Origin of the sequence: Bernardetia sp. Wsw4-3y2 (assembly GCF_037126295.1) — a bacterium.
Taxonomy (GTDB): domain Bacteria; phylum Bacteroidota; class Bacteroidia; order Cytophagales; family Bernardetiaceae; genus Bernardetia.
The window spans coordinates 302431-319560 of the sequence record NZ_CP147017.1 but is presented as its reverse complement, the minus strand read 5'-3'; the positions used below and the strand labels follow the sequence as shown (position 1 = coordinate 319560).

Annotated in this window: 9 protein-coding genes and 3 tRNA genes; 4 read left to right on the top strand and 8 right to left on the bottom strand. The window is 31.5% G+C overall.

What is annotated here, in order from left to right; all coding sequences use genetic code 11:
* Positions 1–30: 30 nt before the first annotated feature.
* From V9L05_RS01205 to V9L05_RS01195, 3 genes are all read right to left on the bottom strand, one after another.
* A tRNA-Arg gene (locus tag V9L05_RS01205) sits at positions 31–104 on the bottom strand.
* Between the two features lie 84 nt (positions 105–188).
* A tRNA-Pro gene (locus V9L05_RS01200) sits at positions 189–266 on the bottom strand.
* Between the two features lie 54 nt (positions 267–320).
* Positions 321–407: transfer RNA gene (locus tag V9L05_RS01195), tRNA-Ser, on the bottom strand.
* 660 nt (positions 408–1067) lie between these two features.
* Between V9L05_RS01195 and V9L05_RS01190 the strand changes: the two genes are divergently transcribed.
* The 3 genes from V9L05_RS01190 (at position 1068) to V9L05_RS01180 (ending at position 5361) form a co-directional block, all read left to right on the top strand.
* A complete protein-coding gene (locus V9L05_RS01190; RefSeq protein ID WP_338814042.1) occupies positions 1068–2087 on the top strand; it encodes a phytanoyl-CoA dioxygenase family protein in 1020 nt (339 codons plus the stop codon).
* A gap of 107 nt (positions 2088–2194) precedes the next feature.
* Entirely contained in the window at positions 2195–3946 is a 1752-nt protein-coding gene (locus V9L05_RS01185; protein ID WP_338791238.1) for a carbamoyltransferase, read from the top strand.
* A 254-nt stretch (positions 3947–4200) separates the two neighbouring features.
* Positions 4201–5361, top strand: coding sequence for an MFS transporter (locus V9L05_RS01180; protein WP_338814040.1), 1161 nt, complete (start codon positions 4201–4203; stop codon positions 5359–5361).
* Positions 5362–5365: 4 nt separating this feature from the next.
* On the opposite strand, the gene V9L05_RS01175 is transcribed toward V9L05_RS01180, so the two are convergent.
* The 5 genes from V9L05_RS01175 to V9L05_RS01155 form a co-directional block, all read right to left on the bottom strand.
* Positions 5366–6493: an acyltransferase gene (locus V9L05_RS01175; RefSeq protein ID WP_338814039.1), complete on the bottom strand. Its 1128-nt coding sequence runs from the start codon at positions 6491–6493 to the stop codon at positions 5366–5368.
* A 78-nt stretch (positions 6494–6571) separates the two neighbouring features.
* On the bottom strand, positions 6572–7423 hold the full coding sequence (locus V9L05_RS01170) for an alpha/beta hydrolase (RefSeq protein ID WP_338791241.1): 852 nt from the start codon (positions 7421–7423) through the stop codon (positions 6572–6574).
* 248 nt (positions 7424–7671) lie between these two features.
* On the bottom strand, positions 7672–8223 hold the full coding sequence (locus tag V9L05_RS01165; RefSeq protein WP_338814038.1) for a hypothetical protein: 552 nt from the start codon (positions 8221–8223) through the stop codon (positions 7672–7674).
* A gap of 103 nt (positions 8224–8326) precedes the next feature.
* Positions 8327–8542 carry a hypothetical protein gene (locus tag V9L05_RS01160; protein ID WP_338791243.1) on the bottom strand — a complete coding sequence of 72 codons (216 nt, stop codon included), beginning with the start codon at positions 8540–8542 and terminating at the stop codon, positions 8327–8329.
* 324 nt (positions 8543–8866) lie between these two features.
* Positions 8867–11359 carry a DUF3160 domain-containing protein gene (locus tag V9L05_RS01155; RefSeq protein WP_338814037.1) on the bottom strand — a complete coding sequence of 831 codons (2493 nt, stop codon included), beginning with the start codon at positions 11357–11359 and terminating at the stop codon, positions 8867–8869.
* Between the two features lie 827 nt (positions 11360–12186).
* Between V9L05_RS01155 and V9L05_RS01150 the strand changes: the two genes are divergently transcribed.
* Positions 12187–17106 carry a type ISP restriction/modification enzyme gene (locus V9L05_RS01150; protein WP_338814036.1) on the top strand — a complete coding sequence of 1640 codons (4920 nt, stop codon included), beginning with the start codon at positions 12187–12189 and terminating at the stop codon, positions 17104–17106.
* The last annotated feature ends 24 nt before the right edge of the window (positions 17107–17130 follow it).

Here is a 17130-nt window from a genome sequence, read left to right as displayed (position 1 = left end):
GCCTTTTTTCCTTTTGAAAAATGCTCTCAGTGATTCCTTCAGGACTCGAACCTGAAACCTACTCCTTAGAAGGGAGTTGCTCTATCCAGTTGAGCTAAGGAACCAATCTATAAAACAAAAAAATTGCTAGATTAAAAATAAATTTATACTAGATAAATTAGTTTTACGACTAACAATTTTTTATATTTTGGTCGGGATAGCAGGATTCGAACCTGCGACCTCCACTTCCCAAAAGTGGCGCGATGACCGGACTACGCTACATCCCGATTGATAATTAATAAAAATAATATTTACTTTTATAGTTAGTTTATTAATTATTGTAGAGAGGAAGGGATTCGAACCCCCGGTACCCTTACGAGTACAACACCTTAGCAAGGTGCCGCTTTCGACCACTCAGCCACCTCTCTATATTTTATTCTTGCTTTTGTTTTCGTATCTGAGTGCAAAACTACAACTAAATTATTTTAATTCCAAATCAAATTAAAAATTTATTTAGAATAATTTAATTCATTATTAATATTGCTATTTCAGTTAAAAACAATTGGTATTTTTATTACCATTTTTCCCTTTTGGTGATGCAAAGTAAGTAACTATTTTTGACATACACAAACAAAAATTATTTTATTTCTAATAAAAAAACCTTATTTGTAATGAAAGATATTAAAAAATGGTTCTAAATTATTCGTTATCAATTTGTTAGAGATTACAATTTATTTTGTTTTTTTTTCTGATTTGCTCAAATATTTTTTTAAAATCAGGCAAAGTTAAATTTAGGGTTTAAAAATAAATTTCAGTTGATTATACCTTATCATAAAATGGTTATGTATATTTGCACCTAAATAGCAATTCAAAATTAGTTTTGCATTGCATGTTTAAATTGGTCTATTCAAATGCAGGTTTAATTAAATCAATAATTCAAAGTCTCATAAAATATATAATATATATTTTATTTAATGAGAAGCTAGAATAAAATAGATACATTTTTTAAAATATATTCAAACTATTTTATATTATAAAAAGCTTGTTTGGGATATATAATTTAAGCCTTTTTCTTTAAAAATACTCTTATGCAAAATATAAAAGACAATTCAGTAGATAATTTTTATGAATCTCCTGCTCCTCATGGTGGAACTTTTGAAGTTCCTATAAATTATGACGCTCAAAATGATGTTTATGATACATTAACTACTCCTGCTATACAAAAAGAATATTACGAAAAAGAGGGGTATCTGATTATTCGCAACCTGATTCCTGAATCACTTTGTGATGCAGCTAAAGAAGCATTTGATAAGGAAGTAAAATCATATCAAGGTTATATTTATAGACAGGCTTCTGCCAATCCAGAAAAACATAAATTGACGGATTATCAGTATATGATTAATTCTATTCTCAATATTCAATCTTTAGATAAAAATAAGTTTCCAGTTTTCAGAGAAAAAGGAATGGAAATATTGACCTGTAAAGAATTCAAATCAGCTTTAAACAATTTAATGTCTGATGATCCAAAATTAGTTCAGAGTATGTATTTTGAAGGAAACCCAGCTACTTGGGCGCATCAAGATAGTTATTACTTAGACTCTTCAGAATTGGGTCGAATGGTGGGAACTTGGATAGCTATTGAAGATATTGCACCAGGAGCAGGGCGTTTTTATGTTTATCCAAAAAGTCATTTGATTGATATGGAAAAAAATGGTGGTGATTTTGATATTGCTTTCAATCATGATAAATACAAAAAATTAGTTGTGGATATTATTCATCAATTCAAATTAGAATGTAGCGCACCTGTTTTGAGAAAAGGGGATGTTCTTTTTTGGCATGGAAAAACAATTCATGGAAGCCTTGCTACTACTCAACCCGAACATTCTCGTTCTTCTTTTACAGGACATTATATTCCTACTTCTACCGATTTTTTACAATACCAATCTCGCATCAAAAAATTGAATCTTAAAAGAGTAAATGGAATTGATGTAAACTTTCCAAAAGATCAAAATGAGAGCCTTAACCGTTTGATTTTGAATGTAGAAACTACATTTCCTACTGCTTTTCAGATGGCTAAAAAATTAGCTATCAAATTAGTTACTAAATAATTCTTTTTACATAAAAATATATTAATGTCTAAGTTTTTATAAGTGTTTTGGTTTTATCAAAACATAGTAAAATACTTAGACTTTTTGCTATTCTTAACTATTCACACATGTACATTTTAGGTCTTAATGCTTATCACGGAGATTCTTCTGCTTGTATTCTTAAAGATGGAAAATTAATCGCTGCTACTGAAGAAGAACGTATCAGACGCATTAAACACTGGGCTGGGTTTCCAACAGAGGCAATTAAATTTTGTCTGAAAGAAGCTGGTATTTCTATTGAAGATGTAGATTATATTACAATTTCTCGTAATCCTTCATCCAATTTATATAAAAAAATTATCTTTGCTGCCAGCAAAATGATTAGTTATGATGCTATAAAAAGTCGTCTTCAAAACTCAAAAAAAATAGGAGGAGTAAAACAAGAATTAGCAAAAGCATTTCAAATAAACGAAAAAAGCATAAAAGCAGAAGTCAAAAATATTGAACATCATCGCTCTCATTTGGCAAGTGCCTTTTTTCCATCAGATTTTGATGAAGCTGCTTTACTTTCTATTGATGCCTTTGGAGATTTTACTTCTACTATGACAGGAACAGGTAAAGGCAACCAAATTACTGTTCTTGACCAAGTCAATTATCCACATTCGATAGGTGAATTTTATACCACACTTACTCGTTATTTAGGTTTTCCAAAATATGGAGACGAATATAAAGTAATGGGACTTGCTCCTTATGGTGAGCCTGTTTATTTAGAACAGTTTAGAGATATAATAAAATTCAAATCCAACGGACTTTTTGAACTCAATTTAGATTATTTCAGACACGATAAAGATGGTGTTACGATGTCTTGGGAAGGTGGCGAACCTCATGTAGATACACCTATATCACCACTTTTAGAAGAAAAGTTTGGTAAAATGCGTACTAAAGATGAACCTCTTACACAGCATCATATCAATTTGGCTACTTCTATTCAACGCATTACAGAAGAAACAATTTTTCATATTCTAAATCATTTGCACAAAAAAACAGGTTTGGATAATTTGTGTGTAGCTGGTGGAGTAGCTCAAAACTCAGTAGCCAATGGAAAAATTTTGCAAAATACGCCTTTCAAAAAAGTGTATGTTCCAAGTGCAGGACATGACGCAGGAACAGCTTTGGGTTCGGCATTGTATTTTTATAATCATGAACTAAAGAAACCTAGAATAGAACCAATTTGGGATGCTTATACAGGAAGTAATTATTCGGATACAGAAATAGAGACAATTCTAAAACACGAAAAATCAACGAAAGAAATAGCAAAAGACATTCAGTATTCAGTTTTGAATGATGAGGAATTATATAAAACAGTTACAGATGCTATTCTTGACGCTGGTGTAATTGGTTGGTTTCAAGGAAGTGCAGAATTTGGACCTAGAGCGTTGGGCAATCGTTCAATTTTGGTCGACCCAAGAAGAACAGATGCAAAAGAATTATTGAACGAAAAAATAAAACGCAGAGAAAGTTTCCGTCCTTTTGCTCCTTCTATTTTAGAAGAATATGTAGAAGAATATTTTGAAGGTGCTGACAAAGTTCCATTTATGGAAAAGGTCTATCCTATCAAAAAAGAAAAACATGAGGTGATTCCTGCTGTTACTCATGTTGATGGAACAGGACGTTTACAAACTGTTAGTGCAAGCACAAATCCACGTTATCATAGACTCATTGATACTTTTAGAGAACAAACAGGTGTTCCAGTTCTTCTAAATACTTCCTTTAATGAAAATGAACCTATTGTAAATACGCCACAAGAAGCATTAGATTGTTTTTTACGTACCAAAATGGATATTCTTGTATTGGGAAATATTGTTGTGAGAAGAAAATAAATCATTCTAATACTTTACAAAATCCTTTATTAGCTATTTTTAATAGTTGATAAAGGATTTTTGTATTATAATTATTAATAAAACTTTCTTAAAACTCCTCAACTTTGAAAACTAACTTTGATTACTTTGTGTTAGCATGTTTTTTTATGTATTGATACTCTTTTTACAAAAGTTTTATACCTGTCTCCTATCACGTTTTGAAAAATAAATCCTTTATACTCTTTTTGCTGGCTGCTGCCAATTTCACTCATATCATGGACATCATGATAATTATGCCATTGAGTGATCGTCTCATGAAACTTTTTGAAATTGTTCCTCAAGAATATGCCCTTTTGGTTTCTGCTTACTCTTCTTGTGCTTTTATTGCTGGGCTTTTAGGAGCTGTTTATTTAGATAAGTTTGATAGAAGAGCAGCTTTTTTGTTTGTATACGCTTGTTTTGGAATGGCTACTTTTGCGTGTTCGTTTGTTCCTAATTTTTATTTTTTCTTGATTTTTAGAGGAATAGCTGGTTTTTTTGGTGGCATAATTGGCGCACTTGTTTTAGCTATGGCTAGTGATTTGTTTGTAGCTGAAGAAAGAGGAAAAGCTGTAGGAATAATTATGATGGCTTTTTCGGTAGCCTCTGTTATTGGGGTTCCGACAGGTTTGTATTTAGCTATAACATTTGATTGGCATGCACCTTTTCAGCTTTTAGGTATTCTGAGTTTTATTATTTGGATTATTTCTTTTAAATATATTCCTTCTTTGCGCTCTCATATAGATGCTAAAAACAAAGCTGATTTGGGAAATGGACACAAGGAAACAAGAAAAGAAGCTCTATTAGAAATCTTAAATTCTAGAAATGCTCGTTTGGCTTTGCTTCTAACTTTTACGCTTGTGCTTGGGCAGTTTATGTTGATTCCTTTCATTACTCCTTATATGATTCGTAATATTGGTTTTTCAGAAGAACAAATCACACTTATTTATTTTATTGGAGGAGGTTTTACTATTTTTACAGCTCCTTTAGTTGGGCGTTATGTAGATCGTTTTGGACCTAGAAAAATGTTTAATATTATCCTTCCTATTTCTTTCATTGCCGTTATTTTACTTACTCATCTGACTGATATTCCTGTTTGGGTTGCTCTCTGTGTAACAACTTTCTTTTTTGTTTTTGGAAGTGGACGTATGGTACCTGCTCAAACGCAGCTTACTATGGCAATTCCGTCCAAACGAAGAGCCAGTTTTATGAGTTTAAATTCTTCTGTTCAACAGCTTGGTTCTGCTTTAGCGTCTATTATTGGTGGTTATATTGTTATTGAATCGGCTAGTGAGACAAAAGAATTAATTCACTACAATTGGGTCGGAATTATAGCAGTTTGTATTGGCTCAATTACTTTGATTATTTTTCCTTTGATAAAATCAGTTAAGGATTAATAAGTCAAAATTTTCTTCTTAACCAATTATTCAAAGGTTCAGAAAAATAATTGAAGATTATTCTACCCAAAAAATAAGAAAGTAAAATTAAGAGCAACGAGTAAGGAATTAAATAATTGCTACTTAATTCAAGATATTTATAAATCTGAACACCAAAAATTACGACAAACATGTGTGTCAGATAAATTTCATAACTATAAACACCCATACTTTTGAGCCATCTAAAAGCTAAGTAATCTTTTTCTTTTCCCATTTTATGATGATTATGAAGCCAAAGTAAAAGAAAAGAAACTCCTACTGAAAGAATTGTGATATTTAGTCCTAAACCTACTAAACCTAAGTCGTAAACAATCTTTTTAAAGTAAATAATAAATAGTATTAGAGATAAACCTACCAAACAAAAAATACGTAAAAGCCACTTCTGAAAGGTGATTTGGTCAGCTATAACAGCAATGAAACAGCCAAAAGTGATAGCATCGAAATAAGCAAAATAGCCTTTAGAAGCTAACTCGTTTCCTTCATAGAAATATATTCTAGCATACGGCGAAAGACACATAAAGAAAATCAAAAGAAAGAAAAGTTGCCATTTATTTCTTATAAAGAAACAAATAATAGGAAAGAGTAGGTAAAATACTTCTTCAATAGAAATAGACCATAATACGTCCCAACTTGCAGGAAGATAGCCTACCTGTATTTCAAGCCAGTTGATATGAAATGTAAGTGCAGCAAATACGGAACGAGCTAGAGACGCTTTTTTAGGATTTATTACAAAACCATCTATTTGAAAAATATGAAAACAGGAAAGAATGAAGATCAATGTAAAAAGCAGAGGAATTATACGGGCAAAGCGAAAAAAATAAAATTTTTTCACATCAATTTGTGAGACTGCTCCCCATTTTGCTATTACCGATTTTGTGATCAAATATCCTGATAGAGTAAAGAAAATAACTACTCCATACATTCCATTCCAAAAAATAAGAGAAAATAGCTTTTTAGGCAAAATTTCTTTTAGAAAAGTGGTAGAATAACCAAAACGAATATTGAGATGCAAGAGAATAACAAACAAAATAGAAAATCCTCTCAAAATATCTATTCCAATATTTCTATTCTTTATAGTAATGGGATTTTTCAAATTTTATTTTTAATAATTATTAAGCATAAAAATATAATTGAGTAAAAATTTATTGAGTATTGACCTATAAAACTAAATTTAAAACTCCTCACTCAGAAACTTTACAACAGCTTTGCTTGTCTGAACAGGAGCTTCTTCCATTGGCAAATGTCCAACACGTTCATAAATTAGCATTCTATTTTGTGGAATCAGCTCATGAAAACGGTGTGCATTACGAACAGGAATCCAACGGTCTTCACGTCCCCACATTATCAAAACAGGCATTGCCAAATTTTTGAGGTTCTTTGTATTTTCTTTGTGTTTGTTATTTACAAGTAATAAAAATGCTTCTGGATTTCCATCTCTAGTAAAAAGTTCGTAGTAACGCTCTATCATTTGAGGCGTAATTTTGGACTGATTATAATATACCTCTCTTACAAACTGCTCCAAAACATTATGTTGAATAACATACTTTATTACACGTCCAAAAAATGGTGTACGAGCCATTTTGAAAGGTAAGGGAATGCTTTGAGCATCCATAAAGCCTGCTGCATCTAAAAGGATTAGTTTCTGCACTTTTTTAGGATAATGAAGCGCATACTCCCAAGCGACCCAACCACCTAAAGAACTACCACCTAAGTAAAATTTCTTTATTCCTAATATCTCTAAGAAACTATTTAGATAATGTAAATGTCTTTTCATTGAATAATCATCATCAGGAACACTTCCTGTAAGGGCAAACCCAGGTAAATCCAAACGAATAATCTGATATTTTTTAGAAAGCCGTTTTGTCCATTCTTCAAAAGTATGTAGAGAAGAAAAAGCACCATGTAGCAAAACAAGAGGTTCGCCTTTGCCCTCAATTCGATAATGAATAAGCGCACCATCAACACTCAAAAAACGTGAATGTTGGTTTGTATATTTTTGTAGAAGATTTTGGAATTCGTTCACAAAGAGCAGGTTGAAGTAAAATGAGTTGTTGTACTAAAATGAAAGTTGAATAATTTGTGTGTTTTTGGTTTTCTTATGATTTTTTGAATGTTTATTTCTCAAAAAATCTTTCCGAATAACGCAAATTTATATCAATTTTCATAATATATCTACCTAAAAAAAGTAAGCATAAGCGCATTTAAATTCACTAAAGAGGTATTTATTACATTTTATCATTGTCAAATTGCACTTTTTATTGTGTTTTCTTCCTAATAACTGCTTGTTTTTTCTAAGTCTAAACCTTGCCATTGGGGAACAGTTCGGAGATAACGATAGGAGTTCAGTCTATAATTACGACTAGTAAAAAGGCTAAAAAATTGTCCTACTACAAGTAAAACTCCCCCACCATATATCATAGTTTCTCCTTTTTCTACATTAAGCAATGTAGCCACTCCTCCCAAAACGCCAAATACAATTCCTGCACCTGTTCCACTTGCATGTGCTGCTCTTGATAATCCTGCAAAATAGCTATCTTTTTCTACATGAATCATTTTAAAATCTTCTAAAGGTATTTTTGCTACTCCATTTATTGTTATAGAGTTCGAATCAATGGCTGTAATAGTAGCTGTTCGTCTAAAATTTTCATCTTTGAGTTTGAATTTTAGCTCCTCCCCTATATAAAAGCGAATACGCTTTTTTCTTCCTGGCTTGTTGAGAGTAAGATAATAATCCTTAGAATTTAGACTGACTTGAGAAAAAACTTCGTTTCCTAAAAAAAAGAAAGTAATACAGAGTAATAAAAATAATAATTTGAATTTCATGGCAATTTATTAGATAGAAAGTAGTAGAAAAAAAAGATTTAAAAAACCATGTTCCTCTATAATTTTGAGTAGTTATGGTTTATCAAATCTAAAAGAATAAAATCTATTCTTCTTCATCCTGTTTTTTATGCTTTTCTTTCAAAGAGCCTGTTTTTGCATCTTGATTTCTTATTTTTTTATCATAGAGTGTTTTATCTAAAAACTTATTTATTTGCTCAGCATCATACGAAGTTATAATTTCGCCAAACTCATTGACATGAACATTCAACCCTTCTAATTCTGGGTTTACTTTCATTTTTTTGTCTTTTTTCTTGCTCATAATTTTATTGTGTTTGATAGAGATTTATGTAAAATGGTTGTTTTTTTTGCTGTACGAAAAAAAACAGAACTAATGTTGCAATTTTATTTCATAATAAATCACAAAGACCATCTATAAAATAGAATAACTACATAAAAGTCAAATACGTTTCAAAAAGAGAAATAAATTTGATTATTATATTAAACGTTATCACGGTTAAATTAGTAATGTTCATTTTTCCATAGCGCAGGGTTTGCAAACCCTGCGCTATGGAAAAATAAGACTGGTTTGTTTTTCTATAACTTGCTAATTATTAGACCTGTAAACAACCGTGATAACGTTTATTTAACAACCCGAACTATACATTACCTTTTCATTTGATTTTGGTTTCTGCTCTCCTTCATATAAAATTGGATTCAAAAACTTTGGAAGACTTGGTTTTTCATCTGTTTCTAAAATCTTTTGCCACTCTTCATCATTTAATCTTGTATTTGGGTCTTTTACAAACTCGTGATAACCAAAAGTTCCTCCACGAGTAAGGTATAAATAACCATCTATTTCTACAATCACAAAAATATCATTTACTTTTCCTACTCCTACGTGCAAAATTCCAGCTTTTTGAGTATCCACATTATTGGTATAAATATCTGCCACAACAGCAATTGATTTGTCAGTTCCTGTTACATTTTCCCAACTATCTAAGTAGGAAAGTTGATTATCAATAATAGAAAGGGTAAACATTTCGACTGCTCCCCCTATATATTCTAACTCTCTGTATTCTTGCTCTGTCACTTTTTGTCCTGCCAATTGCTTTTCAGAAATCTTACCTAGAAATTCTATTTGCTCACGCATTTGAGTGGTTTTACCTTCAAAAGGCTTAAATAAATTGTGTTTTTGCAAAAGTTTTTTGTTCAAATCGACAAGCTCCAAAAGTCGCTTCCAAAAGACGGTATTTGGTTCTACATAAGCAACTGTATAAGGGTTTGGAGGTCCATCACCACCACATTCTGCTGCCATAGGTTGTTCGGCATACAGAATTGCATCGTGTTTGAGTTCTGCCCACGAAGCAAGGCTTGTGTTGAGTGTTTTCAAATCCCACATTTCACTTTTCAAATGAGCAGGTGTACGTTTATCATACTCAAAACTTCCTAAAAGTGTATAAATCCATTTATTATAAACAGCTTCGTCCCATTCGTTATAATCTTTGAGTTTGGTTTGTAAGCCTTCTAGTCTTGGCATATATTCTTTCCAGTTATTTTTTTCGTCATATACTTCCACCAAATTTTTCTGTGCTGCCTGATTTCCAAAAGCTGCAAAAACATCTAACCCTTTTGGAAAAGGACGTTTTGAAGGCTGTCCTTCTTTTATATCTACCAACCTTTGCAAGATTTCATTATCTACTAAATAGCGTTGAGGCATCAGATTGATTTTGTCAGGACAAGTTTTTTCTATTTCAGGTTTTATTTTATTTAAGTTTTTTGCTAATGTTGCTAATTTAGTTCTAAGAGTCTCTAAAGGAGCTTTTTGTGTAAGTGTTTGAGGCGATTGAATACCAATTTCGCCCAAAAGATTGACAATATTGAGAGCTGAAAGATTATCAGGTTCACCAATCAAAAAAGTAGTGGGTTCTAAAATTCCTTTATAAAGTTGAATCAATGATTTTCCTTGTGCTGATTTTTCAGTATTCAAAAAGTGAGCATTGAGAGCCATTCTACGCAAATGTTCATCTTTATCCAAACACTGGGGAACAGTCTGAATCCAAATCATAGCACGAAAATAATTTTGCAATGTTTTTTTGCGTGTATAATGTCCACGAGGTTTGAAAAGACTATATGCAAATTTTGTATCTTGATAATCTAAAAACTCTGATGTCTCATCACTTTCTGCTAGTACGTTTTCAATTTCTTGTTTGTAAAATTCTTTATGTGCTTCAATGACAGGCTTATTTTTTTGGTTTAATAAATGAAGTGCAATAGCAAAATAAGTAGAGTTCCACTCGGCTGCTTTTTTGAGTTCTGGGTCTGTTTCTGATTGTGCTAAATTATAGTTTGCCTTATACAATCCCTCACAAAGATTAGTGAGCATAGGAGCAAAATTTTCTTCTTCTAAGGTTCTCAAAACATACATAAAATACATATGAAAGAGCTGTAAATACATATCATTTGTTACAAAATGTGGGGTTTGACGATAATCATTTTCTTCATATACATGAAAAAACTGAATATTATCATTTGGAACAATTGCAAACCCATTTTGAGCTATTTTATTCAAAAACTGCTCATCTACATTTTCATATTGCCAAAGATTGATAACATTGTTAATATTGGGAACTGTTTTTCCATTTACTTCAATATAATTTTCTTGCTTTTTAGCTTCTTCCAAAACCTTTATTTTTTCTGCAAAAATACTTTCTTCAGCACTTAGTTCAAGGGGCATTACTTTATCATCATATTCTTCGGCTTCCCAACGTTTCATCATCAAGGAATCATACCAACCTTGTGCGCTAAAAAAACCACGTAAATCAGCATTCATAAATAAATAACCTTTCCTTGCTACAAGTGCATTTCTAAGCAAGCGAAGTTCTTCTAACGATTTGGTAGTCAAATCTTGGTTAAGGTCAATATTGTAATAATCACCTTTTAGAAGGTCTTTTTGATAAGAAATCGCATTATTATCTTTATATTGAGTACTATCTGTTTCTAGATCAGGATTAGTTGATACAGAGGTAGTATCAGGAGTATTGTTTTCTTTGATGGGTTTGGTATCGCCACACGAAGAAAAAACAACCACACAAAGACTAAAGACAAAAATTTGCAGGAAAATTATATTTTTTTTCATTAGATAAATAATTTGGTCAAAATTGTTTGTAGTGAAATTGTTTAAATTAAAACGAAAAAATAGTAAAACCTTAAACAACTTCAACGATTTTATTCCAAAAGTTAGATAAAATAATTTAGAAAATGAATTTTTGAGTAGTTTTTTAACTTGAGCAAATTTACTTTTCTAGTAGATTTGAATCCTTAAACTTTGCTTTTTTTGTAAAAAATACAAAATAGTTAGTTTGTCCTTACAAATTTTAAAAATCCTCCTTGTAGGTTACATAAATGAGTTTTTTGCTAATTTCATGGAATATTCTATTTTGTACAAATCTACCTACTCTTTTTCTTAAGGTATTATTCCATCTTTCGACATGGTTAGTTTGTCCCACATCTTTCCCAACACTATGGTGTTTTCCAGTTTTGATTATATTTTTATAGGCTTTCCAAAAGTCGAAACACGTAGTAGATTGTTTATAATTTTCTGAGGAAGCATTTCGTTCATTTTTGAGAACAGTGAAACCTGTCTAGTGCTGAAATAGTGTTACAGGTTTTTAGATAAATTAAATATAGATCAGGCAGTCTTTAGATTTTCTGATTTTTCTCTTTTCAACGCATTGATTTGTAAAGAAAAAGACAAAATTTTGTCAATTCTATCAATTTTTGAATTTTATGCAACTACTCTAAATAGCCTTCAAATGACTTGAAAAGAAAAAATAGGTGTAACCACAAAGCTATATTTGTGAACCATCAAAAATATGCTTTTAACCTTCAAAAGAAATTCTAGTCTTTTGAAGGTATTTTTTTTATGTATATATTTACTCACTATTTACAAAAAAGTGTATTAAAATGAAAAACTCCTTTATTTCCGTATTAGAAAAATATCGTAAAATTTCCTTTTCAGAAAGAGATAAGGGAGATAGATTTGAGAGGTTGATGAAAGGTTATTTGCTTACAGACCCAAAATATGCTCACAAATTTCAATATGTTTGGTTGTGGGAAGAATTTGTAGGCAAAAATGATTTAGGGGGAAAAGATACAGGAATTGATTTAGTAGCTCTTACTCACGAAGGCGATTATTGGGCTATTCAATGTAAATGTTACCAAGAAACAGCTACTATTGATAAACCTTCGGTAGATTCATTTTTATCTACTTCTAGTCGTACTTTTAAAGATGCAGAACTCAAAACTCAATCTTTTTCGCATCGCCTTTGGATTTCTACTACTAATAAATGGGGAGGGAATGCAGAAGAAGCAATCAAAAATCAAACTCCTCCAGTTTCTAGGGTTAATCTTTTTGACCTTATAGATGCGCCTTTAGATTGGGAAGAATTAGAAAAAGGAATTACAGGAGAAAAAGCAAGAACAAATAAAAAAACACTCCGAAAACATCAAACAGAAGCATTAGACAATACAGAACAACATTTCCAAAATCACGACAGAGGAAAATTAATAATGGCGTGTGGAACAGGTAAAACATTTACTTCACTCCGTATTGCAGAAAAACAAACACAAGGAGAAGGACTTATTTTGTTTCTTGTTCCTTCTATTGCACTTTTAGGACAAACTCTAAACGAATGGTATGCTGATGCTTTTGAGCCAATAGATGCAATTTGTATTTGTTCTGACCCAAAAATCACTAAAAAAAGACAAAAAGCTGATGATATAGATACGACTTCTGTACACGATTTGGCTTTACCTGCTTCTACCAATGTAAAGGATATTATAAAACAATTTCAATCTTTTGAAAAGAGTAAAAATAAAGGCTTAAAAGTCGTTTTTTCTACTTATCAATCCATTGATGTAATTATCAAAACACAAAGAGAATTAGAAAAAATAAATTCAAAATATGCTCAATTTGATTTAGTAATTTGTGATGAAGCACACCGAACAACAGGCGTTTCATTAGCACATGAAGATGAATCGGCATTTACAAAAGTCCATAATAATCAGCTAATCAATACTAAAAAAAGAATCTACATGACGGCAACACCACGCCTTTATGACGATACTAGCAAAAGTAAAGCAGCACAAGCAGATGCTATACTTTGTTCTATGGATGATGAAGAACTCTATGGACAAGAAATGTATAGAATTGGATTTGGACAAGCTGTCGAAAAAGGCTTATTAGCTGATTATAAAGTGCTTATTCTTACGCTTAGTGAAGATAATGTTCCCCCAGCAGTTCAGAAAATGATAACCGATAAAGAAAGCGAAATCAATACCGATGACGCTTCAAAACTAATTGGTTGCATCAATGCGCTTTCCAAACAAATGCTAGGAGATGAAGGACTTTTGAAAAAAACTGACCCAGACCCAATGCGAAGAGCTGTTGCATTTTGTCAGAATATCAAAGTTTCAGAAAAGGTAACTTCTAATTTTAATACGGCTTCTGAAACCTATATATCAGAATTACCAACTGAAAAACAAACCATTACTCAACTTGTAAGTTCTAAGCATATTGACGGCTCAATGAATGCAACAGAAAGAAATGATTTGTTAGCGTGGCTTAAAGATGAGCCTAAAGAAAGAGAATGCCGAGTTTTGACTAATGTACGCTGTTTGAGTGAAGGTGTTGATGTGCCTTCTCTTGATGCTGTTTTGTTTCTTTCTGCTCGTAATTCGCAAGTAGATGTAGTACAGTCGGTAGGTAGAGTAATGCGAAAATCAGAAGGCAAAAAGTACGGTTATATAATTATTCCTGTTATTGTGGCTTCTAGTATGGAAGCAAATTTGGCTTTAGATGACAACAAAAATTATAAAGTTGTTTGGACAGTCTTGAATGCACTTAGAGCGCACGATGACCGTTTTGATGCCATTGTAAATAAAATAGAACTCAATAAAAACCGTCCAGAGCAAATACTTGTCGGAACGCCTGAAATTTCTTTTGATAGTGATGGAAATCCTGTCTATGGAAACGAAGGAGATGGAAGTAGTGAAAGAGAAAAAGCAACTCAACTAAATATTCATTTTGAAAACTTGCAACAAATAGTATTTGCAAGAATGGTGGATAAAGTAGGAGATAGAAGATATTGGGAACAATGGGCAAAGGAAGTCGCTCAAATTGCTCAAAGACAACAAGAACGAATTACCAAATTAGTCAAAGACAACCCAAAACACAACGAAGCATTTGAGAGCTTTTTGAAGGGATTGCATCAAAATATTAATCCCTCTATTTCGCAATCAGAAGCTATCGAAATGTTGTCGCAACATATCATTACAAAACCTGTCTTTGATGCTCTTTTTGAAGGCTATTCATTTGTAGAAAATAATCCAATTAGTCAGTCTATGCAAAAAATGCTAGATGTGTTGGAAGGAGAAGTACTTGAAAAAGACGTAGAAAAACTAGAAAAATTCTATGATTCTGTCAAATTACGTGCCTCTGGAATAGACAACGCAGAAGGAAAACAACGCATTATTATCGAACTCTATGATAAGTTTTTCAAAACGGCTTTTCCTAAACTCGTAGAAACATTAGGCATTGTATATAGTCCTGTTGAGGTCGTGGATTTTGTGATTCATTCGGTAAATGATATTCTCAAAAAAGAATTTAATCGTTCTATTTCTGATGAAAATATACATATTCTTGACCCTTTTACAGGAACAGGAACTTTTATTACTCGTCTTTTGCAAAGCAATCTTATCAATAAAGAAGATTTACTGCGAAAATACACACAAGAAATCCATTGCAACGAAATTGTATTACTTGCCTATTATATCGCTGCCGTAAATATTGAAAATGTCTTTCATGATATTCTACAAAAACAAGAGAAAGAGGAAAAAGAAAGCGAATACCAAGCCTTTGAAGGAATATGTTTGACAGATACTTTCCAATTAGGAGAAGCACAAAATAGTGAACATCTTTTTTCTGATATGTTTCCTCAAAACTCAAAACGAGTAGAAAAACAACAAAAAGCACCATTACGAATAATAATTGGAAACCCTCCTTATTTCATAGGACAAAAATCAGCAAATGATAATGCTCAAAATCAAGATTATACAAAGCTAGATAGCCGAGTTGCAGATACATATACAAAATTATCATCAGCAGGATTAAATAAATCTTTGTCTGATTCTTATATAAAGGCTTTTCGCTGGAGTAGTGATAGATTAGATGAAACAGGAGGAATAATTTGTTTTATTTCGAATGGTGCGTGGCTTGATGGAAATAGTACAGATGGTTTTAGAAAATCAATAGAAACAGAATTTACTTCTATTTATGTATTCAATTTGAGAGGAAATCAACGAACAAGTGGAGAACTAAGCAGAAAAGAAGGAGGGAAAATATTTGGTTCTGGGTCAAGAACGCCTATTTCGGTTACTCTTTTAGTTAAAAATCCTGCTGTTGAAACTGAAAAAGCAACTATTTATTATCATGATATTGGAGATTATCTAAATAGAGAAGAAAAATTAGAGATTATTAAAAAATTCAAATCATTTGGAAATGAAGAAATGAAACTCAAAATTTTAAAACCAAATGAATACGGAGATTGGATAAATAAACGAAATGATGCCTTTGATGATTTTATTCCTTTAACACCTAAAAAGAAGTTCAATCTAAAAGCACAATCATTTTTTAATGTTAATGTAATTGGAGTTTCCTCAAATCGTGATGCTTGGGTGTCTAATTTTTCACAAAAAGAATTAATAGAAAATATAACAAATACTTTGAGTTTTTATAATGCTCAAATATTAGAATACAAAGAACTTAGTAAAAAAAATAATCAACTTGATATTGATAAATTATTTTTAGGCAATCAAAATAAAATCAGTTGGACAGTAAATCTCAAAAAGGACTTATTAAAATCAAAAACCCATAAATTAAATACTTCTTCCATAGTTAAAATTTTATATAGACCTTTTTGTAAATTAAATCTTTATTATGATAAATCTCTAATTGAAAGACCTGGATTAAGTAGTAAATTATTCCCAAACAAAATCTTATCTAATAGGATTATTTGTATTACTGGGGTTGGCTCATCAAAACCATTTTCAATTATTGTTTCAGATAATATCGCAAATTTGGATACGCTTGAAAAAGCTCAATGCTTCCCACTTTATTACTACGAAGAAAACGAATTTATCCAAAAAGGAATGTTTGATGATGATAGTAGTCGTTATGTTCGTCGTGATGGAGTAAGTAATTTTATTTTTGAGAGAGCAAAAAAGCAATATGGCAAGAATGTAAGTAAGGAGGATATTTTTTATTATGTCTATGGTTTTCTTCATTCTGTTGATTATAGAGAGGAGTTTGCTAATGATTTGAAAAAAATGCTTCCTCGTTTGCCTTTGGTAGAAGATGTCCGTGATTTTTGGAAATTTAGTAAAGCAGGAAGGCAATTAGCAGACTTGCATCTAAATTATGAAAATGTAGAAGGCTATAAAGGTGTTTTGATTTTGTATAATAGAAAGTCCATACAAGAAACAGTCGCCCAAAATGCCGATGAGATTATAAATTATAAAGTCAAAAAAATGCGTTTTCCTAAAAAAGACAGGAAAGACACCATTATTTATAATTCTCAAATCACGATTGAAAATATTCCATTAGAAGCCTACGACTATGTAGTCAATGGAAAAAGTGCTATTGAATGGATAATGGAACGCTATCAAATCAAGACGCACAAAGATAGTGGCATTGTCAATGACCCAAATGATTGGGCAACCGAAGTAAATAATCCAAAGTATATTTTAGAATTGCTTTTGAGTGTGATTAATGTCAGTATGCAAACGGTAGAAATTGTAAAAGGACTTCCGAAAGTGAGTTTTTAGTTTTTATGAAAAATCCCTATTCAA

Bases quoted from the DNA above. Each gene is read 5' to 3' on its own strand.
- V9L05_RS01190 (WP_338814042.1), top strand. From the start codon at position 1,068: ATGCAAAATATAAAAGACAATTCAGTAGATAATTTTTATGAATCTCCT.
- V9L05_RS01185 (WP_338791238.1), top strand. From the start codon at position 2,195: ATGTACATTTTAGGTCTTAATGCTTATCACGGAGATTCTTCTGCTTGT.
- V9L05_RS01180 (WP_338814040.1), top strand. From the start codon at position 4,201: ATGGACATCATGATAATTATGCCATTGAGTGATCGTCTCATGAAACTT.
- V9L05_RS01165 (WP_338814038.1), bottom strand. From the start codon at position 8,223: ATGAAATTCAAATTATTATTTTTATTACTCTGTATTACTTTCTTTTTT.
- V9L05_RS01160 (WP_338791243.1), bottom strand. From the start codon at position 8,542: ATGAGCAAGAAAAAAGACAAAAAAATGAAAGTAAACCCAGAATTAGAA.
- V9L05_RS01155 (WP_338814037.1), bottom strand. From the start codon at position 11,359: ATGAAAAAAAATATAATTTTCCTGCAAATTTTTGTCTTTAGTCTTTGT.
- V9L05_RS01150 (WP_338814036.1), top strand. From the start codon at position 12,187: ATGAAAAACTCCTTTATTTCCGTATTAGAAAAATATCGTAAAATTTCC.